Origin of the sequence: Winogradskyella sp. (assembly GCF_045105575.1) — a bacterium.
Lineage (GTDB): Bacteria > Bacteroidota > Bacteroidia > Flavobacteriales > Flavobacteriaceae > Winogradskyella.
Window position 1 is genome coordinate 1 of the sequence record NZ_JBGCDQ010000012.1, and the last position, 13758, is coordinate 13758.

The window sequence follows — 13758 nt, forward strand, 5'->3', positions numbered from 1 at the left end:
ATATACCTAGAAAATTATACAGGAGCCAGTATTACGTCACTTAATTGGTTATTTCAATTTGCGTTAGCACTGTCATTATTTTATTCTCTTGCACTGTTAAAAAACATCTTCAAATTTTCTACTTATACTAACTTTTCTGAATGGTTAAAAATTGGACTTTTTCTATTTGAACTATTTATAATCAGTTGGTATCTATTCAAAGCACTCAATAATCCAAACCTTTTCAGAAACATTGATTCAAAATTAAAACTTGTCAATGCATACATTTCTGAAGAAAAAAAGAACAAATCTTTAAACAGAAATGAAAAAGAATTTAATTCAGAGTTGTTAACTCTGAAGAAATATATGATTGAAGAAAAACCATATCTTAATCCTTCTTTAACAATCCAAGATATTTCTAATACTATTGCAATTCCAGTTAGAGATTTATCTGTTTTAATTAATCATAAACTAAATCAACATTTCTACGATTTTGTAAATAGCTATCGTATTGAGAATGCTATGGATATTTTAAAAGATAAGACAAAAAGTAAAAAAACTATTCTAGAAATTCTTTATGAAGTTGGTTTTAATTCAAAATCTTCATTTAATACTGCTTTTAAAAAACATACGAATACCACACCAACTAATTATCGTAAAAACCTATAAATAAAGGGTTTGTAATTACTCATACTTTTCTTTAAAATAACTCGTACGATTTTTTTAGAACAAATGCGTTCGACTACTTTCATTCGGTCGCGTAACGTTAAATTCCCTCGCATATTTGTATTGAAATTATTTTTAACATAAAACACGATACAATGAAAACTTCATTAAAGATTTTAACATTACTATTATTAATCAGTAACTTTTCTTTTGCTCAAGACTTTTCTAAAAAGATTGATTCAATAGTAAATGAGAATTATCAGAAAAATCCTGATATAGGTATCAGCATTGGGTTTATTCATAATAATCAAGAATATTATACCGCCTACGGGAAAATGAGTAAAGAAAGTCAAGTAGACATTAATAAAAATTCTGTTTTTCAAATTTCTTCTATAACCAAGCTTTTAACTTCAAATTTAGTAGCACAAGCGGTTATAGATGACAAGCTGAAATTAGATGACTATATAGATAACTATCTTCCTAAACAATACATTCTTCATGAAAAAATTAAAAATAAAATAAAAATATCCGACCTAGCATCACACCAATCCGGTTTAACTGATTTAGATTTTAGAGCCTTGATTGCATCAAATTCGCAACAACCTATGAATGGTGTAACTCAAAAAACATTAGCCGATATTATAAATAATTGTACTGAATTAGTTGATTATGGAAAATACCGTTACTCTACAATTGGATTTGTACTACTTGGGCAAATATTAGAAACTATATATGGCAAAAGTTATGATGTAATTATTAGAGAAAAAATGATAACCCCATTGCAAATGACCAATACTTTAACTGATGATTTTAATGTAAGAAACATTACAACTGGATATAACCCAGAAGGAGGAGTTCAAGAATTTATAAACTGGGGTATTACTGCACCCGCAGGATTAGTAAAATCCAGTGCTTCTGATATGATTACGTTTTTAAAGGCAGTCTTAAATAAAGGTAATGCTATAGCTAATGCTGCTTTACTAGCTGAAAAAGTACATTATAGTAAAGATGGAAGAGAATTAGGGTTAGCCACCAATATAATTACAGATGACAAAAACACCATTTATTTAAAAACAGGAGATTCTATGGGACAAACTTCAATTATATGCTATAATAGAGCTGCAAACTGGGGAATCATTATTCTTATGAATAAACGTGTTACAAAAATGAAACTTAAATTATTTACTGATATTTACGAAAATATTTTGAAATGAAAAATTTAGGATAATAGTTAATAAGGCCAGCAGGTAACAATGTATAAAAGTAATAGCGGTTTAGGTTTTAATCTAAACCGTTTTTGCATTTAATTAAGTAACTTGTAAACTGAAAGAAAGTGAATTTTAATCCGCTACTACTCTTATACTAAACGTTAGCATTCATTAACCACTAAACCCAAAGTAAACAATGAAACAAAGAATTTTACTGATTTTAATGATTGGTTTTTTAACCAAAATTTATTCACAAGACAAAAAAATTAATTTTCAATTATCTGTTGGACCGACAATATCAGTTCCAAAAACAAGTGAACTAACCAATACTAATGTTGATGGAAGTCCTGAAATTAAATCTTCGATAAACATAGGCGCATTTATTTTGCCAAGTGTAAATTATTCAATTAATGAGAAATCATCTCTTGGCTTTGGAATTGGATTTTTTCTGGACAGGTTTTCTATCGAAGATAAAATAGGAGCAGTTACGAATAAAGGAAATCGAAGTATTAGTCAAATTCAGACACCAATAAATTTTAACTTTCATTTTAGCCAAGATAAATCTTATCAATTTGGAATTGGGGGATTTGCTAGTTTTTTGATATCTGCAAAAGAAAAAGGTGACACGACAACAAATTTATCTCAAATTGATATAATTGACCCAAGTGACCCAAATTTTATTAATCCTAATATCAGTTACGAGAATGATATTAAGGATAATTATAATTCAGTGAGTTTTGGTGCGTTCATTCAATTAAAGAAAAATGTATCCTTTTCGTCAGATAAAAAAGGTTTTATTCTTCTGAGAATTAACCAACATTTTAATTCTATAAAGAACAATGACTCTGATTCTGATTTAAGTGAATTCGTTGAATTAAAAAATGAAAAAGAACCGACTACAGTAAATTTGGGAATTGGAATAATTATATAAATAACGTATGCTAACACTCGCATATAACAAATAGAAATAATCATAAAATACAACTTGCATTAATCTATTATTTTCAGATAGTAAAAAGCCCAAACAATTAAAATGTTTGGGCTTTTTATAGTCATTAAGTTTTATAGTTATATTATTCTTGATTATACATCCCACGAACCTTAACCAATTTAGCTTTCCAAGTGTCTAAGTCTTTTTTGTGGTTCGCAATATTTTTATGAACTTCTTTTACTAAGGGATTATCAGACTTTACATTAGAGAAAAATTGTAAGTTATTTTCTAGCTGATTAATTTCAGATCTAATCTCGTCCATACGCTTTTTAATGAAACTGTATTCATTATCGAGTAGTCTGGTATCATCAGGATTGGCTAAATTTTCAAGCTTACTTTCAAACTTAATCATTTCTAATTTAGACTTATCCATTTTAAGTTTGTCAAACGCATCATCGATGGCTTTGTAGAATTTACCATCTATATAACGTTTGTTTTGTGGCACGTGTCCAATGGCTTTCCATTCAGAAATTTTAGCCTTTAAAACGTCGATATCTGCTTTAGGATCTTCCGTAGATTCTAAGGTTTTTAAAGCATCCAAAAGTTTTACTTTTTTATCAAAAGCATCGAACAGATGTTGGTCCTCTGCTTTACGTGCCGCATGCATGTTATTAAAATAATGATTACAAGCGTTTTTAAATTGTTTCCAAACTTTATCACTATCGCGTCTTGGGACATGACCAATTTTTTTCCATTCGTTCTGAATTTTCTTCATTAATGGAGTTACGGTTGCAAAATCGTCACTATCCTTATGGTCTTCCGCTATTTTAATAAGATCTTTCTTCTTTTTAAGATTATCATATTGATCTTTCTTTAAATTTTTATAGAAATTATTTTTTCCACGATTAAAATTTCTAACAGCATCTTTAAATTTAGCCCAAGTTTGTTCGTTCACTTTAAGAGGGACTTTTCCGGCTTTGAAAAAGGCATCTCTTAACATTTCAATATCCTTTATTTTTTTCTGCCAAGCATTATGCGAATCGTCCTTGTCTTCTGAAACTTTAATAATCAGTGCAATGATTTCTTCCTTGCGCTCAAGATTTTTTTCGTGCGCTTTATCCATGTCTGCATAATAAGCTTGTCGCTTATCATGTATGGTTTTGGTTGCTTTGCTAAAACGTTCCCAGATCTCTTCTCTGTGTGCTTTACCAACAGGTCCAAGTTCTTCTTTCCATAATTTATGTAATACCTGTAACTCTCTAAATGAGCGGTTGGTGTTTTCGTCTTGTGCTAATTCTTCGGCACGTTCTATGATTTTTAATTTCTGGTCATAGTTATGCTTAAAGTCCATATCTCTCAAATCATTATTGAGATGTAAAAAGTCGTAAAAACGCTCTACATGGTGGTGATAGGTATTCCAAGCATTATTGTATTTATCTCTAGGAATTGGGCCAGCATTTCTCCATTGTTCTTGGAGGTCTTTAAAATGCTTGTAGGTAGTACCCATGTTTTCTTCCACACTAAGCAAACCTTTAATATCCTCTATAATTTGTAAACGATGCTCTAAATTTTGTTTTAGATTTTGCTCACGCTCTTTGTAATAAGCGTTGATAGATTGTTTGTATTCTTTGTAGCTAGAATTAAACGCTTTTTTAATGTCGTTGGTATAATAAAAATCGATTTCATTACCGCCTTCTGCGAGAAACTCTTCTTTCTTTTCGTCTAAGAGTTCGCTGAATTTAGCATTGAATTCAGACTTTATTTCATTAACATGTTTAGAAATGGTCTGTATTTTATGATTTTTAAGTAATCTTGTTATTTCAGTACTCAATTCAGCCATAGACATGGCATGGTAATCTTTTTCTTCTACTTCATGACGTTCTGCATTAGATTCGTCTTCTGCATCTTCAGCATTTGAAGCTTCTATTTCGTCAACATGATCTTTCTCTTCTTCAGACTTTGAGCTGCTCGTTACGTCACTATCATCAGTTTGCGATGCTTCTGCAGTTTCAACTTCAGCTTGAGTTTCAGCTTTGATTTCTGTTTCAACTTTAACGTCGCTTTCGACTTCAGCTTCGACTTCAGCTTCAACTTCGGTTTCAGCTTCAGCTTCAACTTCAACTTCTCGTGCAGTTTCTTCTATTGGAGTAGTTTCTGTTGGTACTACTTCTTTTTTTCCATCTGCATCTTGCAGGTTATCATTTTCAGACATAAGTCAATATATTTTATATAGGAGGTTAAAGATACTAACAAGTGTTAGATTTACAAAGGAAATGCAACCACACCTTATATTTTATGACTTTTGCCATATTTTCCAGGATTTTTCGGCTTGTAGACGCAACATTTCTAAACCATTGATAGTCGTTGCTCCATTATTGTAGCCTTGGCGCAAAAACTTAGTTTGCTCAGGATTGTAAATAAGATCGTAGAGAATATGCTTTGTACTGATGGTGTCGAAAGGAATATTTGGGCATTCATCAACATTAGGAAATGTGCCAATTGGAGTACAATTAATGATAATGGTATATTCTGAAATGATGGTTTCGGTTAATTCTGAATACAAAAAGGTCACACCTTCTTTTTTAGAACGCGAGACATAGTCATAAGAAATCTTTAATTTCTTAAGTGCGTAAGCAATGGCTTTTGAGGCTCCACCTGTGCCTAAAATCAAAGCTTTTGTATGATGTGATTTTAAATGCGGTTCTAATGAATTTTTAAAACCGTAGTAATCCGTATTGTAACCTATGTGTTTTTTGTTTTTGGTAATTTTGATGGTGTTTACAGCTCCGATTTTTGCAGCACGTTTATCTAGTTTATCTAGTAATGGAATGACCTGTTCTTTGTAGGGAATGGTTACATTGAGTCCCTTTAAATTCTTGGTTTCTTTGATGATTTCCGAAAGTTCGGTTATGGATTGTAAATCGAAATTAACGTATGAATGCGGTAAGTTGTCATCTTTAAATTTATCTGCAAAATAACCTCTTGAAAAAGAGTAAGAAATATCACGACCTACGAGTCCGAATTTAAGTTTTAATTTGTCTTGTGTGTTGTCCATACCATTCTAATCCTAAAACTATGAGGATTCCTAAGGCAATATAAGCAATTGCAATGTAAGTTTGGCTGTTCAGTTCTGGTAAAAACCGTTGGTAATTTGCAATGATTTGTTTTCCAGTAGAATCTAAAATAAAAGCTCCTTCGAGATTGGTTTTATAAACGGTTTCTTTCCAAGGCCAAACCACACCAAGTGAACCAATAATAAAGCCCATTATTGTGGCTAGCGTAATGTTTTTGTAATGTTTTAAGATGTAGTTTAAGATATGAGAGAACGTCACTAAACCAGCCACTGAGCCTAAGGTAAATACAGTTAAGACTTTTAGCATGCGCATACGGACTTCATTGTGTATAAATTCAAAATTACCACTAAACACATCGAGCATGGTATCGAAAAAAGCATTGACAGAATCGACTAACAATAACACATAATTACCGAGTAAAATAAGAATAAATGAACCTGAAAACCCAGGTAAGGTCATGCCAGAAACACTTATAATTCCGCAGAAAAAGACGAATAAAAGATGGTCGTTTTCAGTGGCAGGATCTAAAAAACTAATACTAACACCAGCAATGGTACCAAGGGTTAAAGCGATTAAAGTGGTACGGTTCCATTCTTTAAAGTCTTTAGAAATGTAATAAATTGAACCCAGAATCATTCCGAAGAACGTGCTCCAAACATAAAGCTCGTAGTGTATAATGAGGTAATCTAAAATTTTAGAAACACTGAAATAGCTAATCATCATTCCTAAGAACAAAAGCGCTAAGAATTTACCGTTAATGTAACGATAGAAGCTCGCAAAACGTCCATTAAATAAAAGTTTAAAAGCGGTTTTATTAACGCGTTGTAAGGAGTAGATAAACTCTTCATAAAACCCAGCAACAAAGGCAACCACTCCACCCGAAACGCCAGGCACTTTATTGGCAGCACCCATTGCCAAACCTTTAATGACCAAAAATATACGATCTTTAAGGGCTCTGGTGCTTTGCATTAAGCTTTGTTTTTTTGCTTCCCTAAAGTTTCTAAAAGTAGAATGGCTCCAAAGCCGATAACAATAAATACTAAAGCTATAACCATTTCATTATCTCCATGGTAAGACGATGGTAAAATACTTTTATCGAGTAAGGTAACAACTTCACCTTCAGAGTTTACGCGAGTTTTTAAAACTTCTTTCCAAGGCCAGATTTTATTTAATGAGCCAATCATAAAACCTGTGAGTATGGCAAGGGTGAGATTTTTATGGTGTTTAAACATCCAATTTAAGGCTTTAGAAAAAACTTTAAGACCAATAATTGCTCCTAAGGCAAGCAGCATAAATCTAAAAAGTGCACCTTTAAATAATTCGAAATCGCCATTAAATATACCATCTCTTAAATCGTTTATCGTATCTATAGCGGTTTGGTAAGCTCCTAAAATGAGCAGAATAAATGCACCAGAGACTCCTGGTAAAATCATAGCTATTATGGCAATGAAACCACAAAACAGTAAATAAAACGGACTGTCTGGTGAAGCAAACGGTTCTGCAAGTGTAATATAAAAGGATAGGATTGAAGTGAGGATAATAGCAAGCATTATTTTTACGGACCACTTGTTAATTTGTTTTCCTATATAAAGGATACTAGCTAACACAAGCCCGAAAAAGAAAGACCATAGTAAAATCGGTTCATTATGCAGTAGCCACTTAATTAATTTTGCTAAGGATAGAATACTTATGGCAATACCAGAAAATAAGGCCAATAAAAAATTACCATTTATAGCATACCAAGCTTTTTTAAAACCTTCTTGTTTCCAAACTTTAAAAACTCCAAGATTGACCTTGTCTATGCTTTCAAGGAGTTCTTCGTAAATACCAGAAATAAAAGCAATAGTACCACCAGAAACACCAGGAACAACATCTGCAGCTCCCATAGCAATACCTTTAAAACTAATGACTAAATAATCTAAAAATCGTCTTTGCATTTTTCTATAATATCAGGCGACGAAGGTATGATTTTTTTTAATTCAACGTCTTTTTAGCTTCTGAAATTATAGCCTTAACCATAGGCTGCTCTAGAAGTTGTGGAAATAATTCTGAAATAATAAAACTATAATCAAAATTAAGGCGTGTGGCATTTTTAAGATGAAAACGACCTTCCTCAGCTTGATGTACTGTAAAATAAAGACCAGCTAAACGGTATTCGACCTCTGCATTTTCTGGATAAAATTCTGTAGCTTGTAACAAGTTAAAGGTAGCGGTTTCAAACTCTCCTAGTGTAATTAAAACATCAGTTCTATTGAGCCAAGTATCGAGCTCATAATTTCCTAATTCTAAAGCGCGTTTATAACCACGTTCGGCTTCTTCAAGAAACTGCAAGCGTTTATTTATAGAGGCATATAATTTCCAATAAAGTACATGGTCACTATCAATAGTCACTGCTTTATTAATATAATAAAGGGCTTTTTGATAGTTAAGGCGCTTCATGTAGAATTTTGTAATCGCAATCCAGCCTTTATCGAGTAAAGGATCTTCATCAATCGCTTTTTTGAAAAACTGAATGGCTAAATCTTCTTGTTTTAGCTTGGCATAACAGCGACCAATACGCAATAATGCAAAAGCCGTAGGATCATCTAAAGCCAGAGTGATTTTGTAATTTTCAATCGCTTCTTCGTACGTTTTTAACTTTTCTAAAACCTTTCCTTTTTCAATATAAGCACCTACAAAAGTATCGTCTGAAATAATAGCAAAATCGAATGCTGTGCTGGCCTTGGCATAATCATTAATTGCAAAATATTGTCGCCCTAATTGGTGCCAAGCCACTTCGCAATACGGATTCTTATTTATAAAGCTGTTAAGAAACACAATGGCTTCGTCATTTTTATTTAGAAAATCGTAGCAATACACAATATTATGAAGTGCCGTGTAATCTGAGGTGTCACTTTCTAGGCATTTTTTGAAATAGACAATGGCATTATCATACTGATCTAAAAACAAATATTCCATGCCAACAAGGGCATATAAATCTCCATCATCTTCTGGTGTGTTAGATAAATCAATAGCGATGAGTAACGTATTTATCGCTTTTTGATGCTGATCTTGTTTAGATAAGACGTTTGCTTTTTGAATAAATATTTCTTCATTGGTCGGTTCTAGATTATGAAGACGGTCTAGAAGGTCATCGGCTTCTTTAAATTTATTTTCTATGACTAAAATTTCAACTTGAAAAAGTTTCAAATTAATAGATGCAGGGTGTTGTTCTAAACCTAATTTTATGGCGCGTTTAGCCAAAGCAATTTTTCCATGTTCTAAATAGTGATGGATGATATTTTCAAATTCGCTCGAGTCAAAGAACAGTATATCGTTGGTCTTTAACATCGATTCAAATCGAGTAATTGGAAAATGATCGTCTTCTTGACTGTATTGCATATAAGGTTTAAAAATTCACTGAAATAAAATTACAGTTATACTTTGCGTTACATTGATTTTTGAACGAATGTTTTTAACAAAGTAGTTAACATTGAAATGTTACTTTTCTTAAAACTATTTAAAATTCTGAATGCAAGTGGTTTGCGCGCTTTGAAATAAAATTATAAAGTATCTAAAATTGAAGTTATAATGCGGCAACCTTTAACAATTTCGTCGTTTGAAATTGTTAATGGAGGTGTAATTCTAATGGCTCTAGGTTCAAAAAGTAACCAGAATAAGATGAGTCCTTGGTCTTGTGCACGTAAAATGAGGTCGTTTGTTAGTGCTGCATTTTCCATAAAAGCTGCAAGCATTAATCCGCGTCCTCTTATTTCTGTGATGCGTTTATGTGTTAGATGTTTTCGGATGATTTGCTCTTTTTCCAAAGTTTCAGCCATGAGATGAGATTCAGTAATCTCTTTTAGGGTGGCTAAAGCTGCAGCTGCAATTACTGGGTTGCCTCCAAAGGTGGTGATATGGCCGAGTTTGGGATTATCACTCAAACAATCCATCATTTCTTTTGATGCTGTAAAGGCTCCAATAGGCAATCCGCCTCCTAATCCTTTGCCAGTAACGACAATATCTGGTTGACAATTGTAATTTTCGAATCCGAATAGTTTTCCCGTTCTGCCAATACCTGGCTGAATTTCATCGAGTATAAAAACCGCACCAACAGCGTTACAGCGTTGTTGTACTTTTGTTAAATAATCGGCATGAGGTTCAATAAATCCGGCACCTCCTTGAATGGTTTCTAAAATAACCGCTGCTGTTTGTTCTGTAATCTCGTTAAGGCACCAATCGCAATTAAAGGTGATGTGCTTTACATCAGGAATTAAGGGTAAAAACGGTTGTTTACGTTCTTCATAATCCATAAGACTCAACGAACCCATAGTATTGCCATGATAGGCATTTTTTGCGGCTATAATTTCTGAACGGCCTGTATAACGTCTTGCTAATTTTAAACTGCCTTCAATCGCTTCTGTGCCTGAGTTGACTAAATATGTCGATTCTAAAGGATGAGGTAAATGCTTTGCCAATAATTTAGATAAGTCAACTGCTGGTTGTTGAATGTATTCGCCATAAACCATGACATGAAGGTATTTGTCTAATTGCGTTTTTACAGCATTTACTACTTTTGGGTGCGCGTGTCCTAAACTGCAAGCGGAAACACCAGCTACAAAATCTAAATAGGCTTTTCCTTTAGTATCGTAAATATAACTGCCTTTAGCATGACTGATTTCCATGGCTAAAGGATGTGGTGTGGTTTGGGCTTGGTATTTAAAAAAGTCCGTTTTCAATTCTCGTCTTCTTTTTCTTTTTTTGGTACCGTCGATACAGGTTTTAAAGGTTTTCCTTTTTTAACGGCTGAACTTAAAGGAACCACACTTGTTTTCTTGGGTAAATTCCGTGCAGCTTTATTGGTTTTTTGAGGTGTTGCTTTTCCGGCTTCTTCGACACGTTCGGTTAATTGGTCATCGACAAATTCTTCAGGTGGCACATAATCGTCTAAGCCTTTTATTGAAGGCAAATTTAAAGGAGGATCCTCACTGAATAAATCTTCAACCGAAAACGGACGCTCTTCTCCGCGCCAATCAAAACCTCTCAATTGTCTTGCGGTTTTAGGGAAGTCTTCTTCGGGAAAAATATCTCCATCGATTTGTTGAATGAAACGAACTTCATCAACCACTTGTTCAATAATTTTTACATTAATACTTCCTGATTTCGACTTTTGAATGCCTATGAGTTCATTATCATGATTTCGTAAATACCGAATGGTTTCTGCATTCTTAATAACATCAACATTGTACAATTCATTGTCTTCAAACAAGCCAATCAATCGTTGTCCTTTTATCTGATTATAACCATCGTCGCTAATGGTATCTTTACTCACTAAAAAGGCGCTGTTGAATACTTTTAAAGAATCGAGTTGTTCTGTTTTAACGTTTGAAATTAAATGAATAGTATCTCCTGTCATTTGGTTGCCAATATTCCAAAGCACAGGTTTTCGAGCCATAGCAAATGCATCTGAAGAACCGAATCTTTTCAAATTAATCATTTGTGTGAGTCCAGTTTTCTGGTTCACATGAATGGAATCCGACTTACCAGCTAAATCACTTTTATATAATTTTACGTTATAAAATGCTCTTGTAATTCGGTTGTCTTCTTTGCCTGTGACTAATAAGGTATCTGCATGCATGTAAACCGAATCTTTTTCTTGTATGGTAATGGCCAATGCGCGTTTGGTCATGTACATAGAATCTTTAGCACGCCAGACTTCTGCATAATGACCTTTAATAATGCTTTTATTAATGGTGTCTGTCACTGTAATGTTATTGGTAGCAGAAGCGAAACTTTTATTCCGATCAAAATATAAACTGTCACCTTCTACAGTTCTATTTTCGTAATCAATTTTAGCATTACGTTGAAAGTGACCTGTATCTGCGTTGGTATCATAGAAACCACGCTCGCAATAAATTTTACTCGTTTCTCCAACGATTGTCGAAGGGCCAAACAAATAGGCATGTCCATTTTCAGAAAAGAAATCGAGACGTTCTGTGTTTAAGGTGTATTCGGGATTTACGAGTACCACGTCTTTTATAAATTGGTATTTGCTTTTGCTCATGTAGTAACGTCCGATTTGGCTGGTAATGGTTCCTGAGGAATCTCTCACCACAGTACCTCTTGAGTTGTAATAGGCTTGCTGTTTGGTTCTATCGAAGTAAAGCGTGTCGGTTTTTAGTGTGGATTGTGGTTCGGTTAAAACCACATCTCCACTAGCAAAAGCTAACTGTGTTTTAGCACTGTATTCTAAATATTTCGCTACCATATTAATGGTATCGCCTTGTTTCATCACCACATTACTAAAAGCTTCAATAAAATCTTGATCTGGATAATAGATGGCCTTATCACACCACATATTGATGCCTTTGTGAATAAAATGGACTTGTTGCGATTTGTCTCTTAAAAAAACATTAGCGCCATCTTCAATTTTAGGATCCGTATAACTGATCCCTGCATATTTAATGGTGATGTTTTGTTTTTCTTGAGCAAAACTGAATAAAACAGTCGTAAAACAAATTAGGAAAAATAGATTCTTATAACATTTCAAAGCAATATGTTTTTTACAAAATAACATCTATAGATTTGCTTTAGTATGAGTTAACAGTTTTTTTAACAGAATCTAAATTCGGTGCACTATACCGTTTTTCTAATAATCGTCTGCTTACGATCTGGACCTACAGATACAATAGTAATAGGAAGGTTTAATTCTTTCTCTAAGAATTCAACATAAGCATTCAGATTTTCTGGTAATTCCGATGCTTCAGTCATTCCTGTTAAATCTGCTGCCCAGCCTTTTACTTCGGTGTAAATAGGTGTAACGTTTTGTGCTTCTATATTGTAAGGTAAATGCGTAATTGTTTCACCCTTATACTTATAAGCAGTGCACACTTTTAAGGTTTTAAAGCCTGAGAGTACATCTCCTTTCATCATTATTAATTGCGTAACACCATTCACTTGGCAGGCATAACGTAAGGCGACTAAATCTAACCAGCCACAACGACGAGAACGACCTGTGGTTGCTCCAAATTCATTACCAACACGTCCCATGGTTTCGCCATCTTCGTCAAATAATTCGGTAGGGAATGGACCAGAACCAACACGTGTGGTATAGGCTTTAAAAATTCCGAAAACTTCACCAATTTGATTTGGTGCCACACCTAAGCCTGTGCAAGCACCTGCAGCTGTGGTGTTAGAAGAGGTGACGAAAGGATACGTTCCGAAATCAATATCTAATAAAGAGCCTTGAGCACCTTCAGCTAAAATAGATTTACCAGATTGTTGTGCTTGAAAGATGTATTCTTCCGAATCAATAAATGTTAATTCTTTTAAAGTTTCAATGGCATTAAAGAAATCGGTTTCTAGTTCTTTTAAATCGTACTGAATATCGACATTATAAAAAGCAATCATGGCTTCGTGCTTATCTGCTAAAGCTCTGTATTTGTCTTTCCAATCGGCCAATTCAATATCACCGACGCGAATCCCATTTCTGCCAGTTTTATCCATATATGTTGGACCAATACCTTTTAAAGTTGAACCAATTTTTGCTTTTCCTTTTGAAGCTTCACTCGCAGCATCTAATAAACGATGTGTTGGTAAAATGATATGTGCTTTTCTAGAAATACAAAGCGATTTTTTATAATCGACGTTTTGCTCTTCTAATTTATCGAGTTCTTTTTTGAAAATAACAGGATCGATGACCACTCCATTACCAACGAGGTTGACTTTGCCTTCATGAAAAATACCAGAAGGAATGGTATGTAGTACATGCTTTTTACCATTAAAAACTAAGGTGTGTCCTGCATTTGGCCCACCTTGAAAGCGTGCAATAATATCGTAGTTAGAGGTAAATACATCGACAATTTTTCCTTTGCCTTCATCTCCCCATTGTAACCCAAGTAGTAAATCTACTGCCATTATA

General features: G+C 33.6%; 11 protein-coding genes. 3 read left to right on the top strand and 8 right to left on the bottom strand.

The window, feature by feature from the left end; translation table 11 throughout:
• From AB8B52_RS03575 to AB8B52_RS03585, 3 genes are all read left to right on the top strand, one after another.
• Window positions 1-648: helix-turn-helix domain-containing protein (locus AB8B52_RS03575; protein ID WP_406025319.1), on the top strand; the 648-nt coding region annotated here is incomplete at its 5' end.
• Window positions 649-800: 152 nt separating this feature from the next.
• A complete protein-coding gene (locus AB8B52_RS03580; protein ID WP_406025321.1) occupies window positions 801-1859 on the top strand; it encodes a serine hydrolase domain-containing protein in 1059 nt (352 codons plus the stop codon).
• A 190-nt stretch (window positions 1860-2049) separates the two neighbouring features.
• Window positions 2050-2784 carry an outer membrane beta-barrel protein gene (locus AB8B52_RS03585; protein ID WP_406025323.1) on the top strand — a complete coding sequence of 245 codons (735 nt, stop codon included), beginning with the start codon at window positions 2050-2052 and terminating at the stop codon, window positions 2782-2784.
• A gap of 142 nt (window positions 2785-2926) precedes the next feature.
• Here the strand turns inward: AB8B52_RS03585 and AB8B52_RS03590 are convergent, their stop codons facing one another.
• From AB8B52_RS03590 to AB8B52_RS03625, 8 genes are all read right to left on the bottom strand, one after another.
• The gene (locus tag AB8B52_RS03590) at window positions 2927-4996 is read right to left on the bottom strand and encodes a DUF349 domain-containing protein (protein WP_406025325.1); all 2070 of its coding nucleotides are present in this window, start codon (window positions 4994-4996) and stop codon (window positions 2927-2929) included.
• 81 nt (window positions 4997-5077) lie between these two features.
• Entirely contained in the window at window positions 5078-5839 is a 762-nt protein-coding gene (locus tag AB8B52_RS03595; RefSeq protein WP_406025327.1) for a shikimate dehydrogenase family protein, read from the bottom strand.
• Window positions 5808-6827, bottom strand: a complete 1020-nt coding sequence (locus tag AB8B52_RS03600; RefSeq protein ID WP_406025329.1) for a DUF368 domain-containing protein — start codon at window positions 6825-6827, stop codon at window positions 5808-5810. Before AB8B52_RS03600 ends, AB8B52_RS03595 begins: the two co-directional genes overlap by 32 nt.
• Window positions 6827-7795 (bottom strand): DUF368 domain-containing protein, encoded by a 969-nt coding sequence (locus tag AB8B52_RS03605; protein WP_406025331.1) that lies wholly within the window; start codon window positions 7793-7795, stop codon window positions 6827-6829. The genes AB8B52_RS03600 and AB8B52_RS03605 overlap by 1 nt, the downstream gene beginning before the upstream one ends.
• Window positions 7796-7832: 37 nt before the next feature.
• Window positions 7833-9239 carry a tetratricopeptide repeat protein gene (locus AB8B52_RS03610; RefSeq protein ID WP_406025333.1) on the bottom strand — a complete coding sequence of 469 codons (1407 nt, stop codon included), beginning with the start codon at window positions 9237-9239 and terminating at the stop codon, window positions 7833-7835.
• A 161-nt stretch (window positions 9240-9400) separates the two neighbouring features.
• Window positions 9401-10576, bottom strand: a complete 1176-nt coding sequence (locus AB8B52_RS03615; protein ID WP_406025335.1) for an aspartate aminotransferase family protein — start codon at window positions 10574-10576, stop codon at window positions 9401-9403.
• Window positions 10573-12387 (bottom strand): OstA-like protein, encoded by a 1815-nt coding sequence (locus AB8B52_RS03620; RefSeq protein WP_406025337.1) that lies wholly within the window; start codon window positions 12385-12387, stop codon window positions 10573-10575. Before AB8B52_RS03620 ends, AB8B52_RS03615 begins: the two co-directional genes overlap by 4 nt.
• An 86-nt stretch (window positions 12388-12473) precedes the next feature.
• The gene (locus AB8B52_RS03625; protein ID WP_406025339.1) at window positions 12474-13754 is read right to left on the bottom strand and encodes an adenylosuccinate synthase; all 1281 of its coding nucleotides are present in this window, start codon (window positions 13752-13754) and stop codon (window positions 12474-12476) included.
• Window positions 13755-13758: the final 4 nt, after the last annotated feature.

Bases quoted from the DNA above. Each gene is read 5' to 3' on its own strand.
- AB8B52_RS03580 (WP_406025321.1), top strand. From the start codon at position 801: ATGAAAACTTCATTAAAGATTTTAACATTACTATTATTAATCAGTAAC.
- AB8B52_RS03585 (WP_406025323.1), top strand. From the start codon at position 2,050: ATGAAACAAAGAATTTTACTGATTTTAATGATTGGTTTTTTAACCAAA.
- AB8B52_RS03590 (WP_406025325.1), bottom strand. From the start codon at position 4,996: ATGTCTGAAAATGATAACCTGCAAGATGCAGATGGAAAAAAAGAAGTA.
- AB8B52_RS03595 (WP_406025327.1), bottom strand. From the start codon at position 5,839: ATGGACAACACACAAGACAAATTAAAACTTAAATTCGGACTCGTAGGT.
- AB8B52_RS03600 (WP_406025329.1), bottom strand. From the start codon at position 6,827: ATGCAAAGCACCAGAGCCCTTAAAGATCGTATATTTTTGGTCATTAAA.
- AB8B52_RS03605 (WP_406025331.1), bottom strand. From the start codon at position 7,795: ATGCAAAGACGATTTTTAGATTATTTAGTCATTAGTTTTAAAGGTATT.
- AB8B52_RS03610 (WP_406025333.1), bottom strand. From the start codon at position 9,239: ATGCAATACAGTCAAGAAGACGATCATTTTCCAATTACTCGATTTGAA.
- AB8B52_RS03625 (WP_406025339.1), bottom strand. From the start codon at position 13,754: ATGGCAGTAGATTTACTACTTGGGTTACAATGGGGAGATGAAGGCAAA.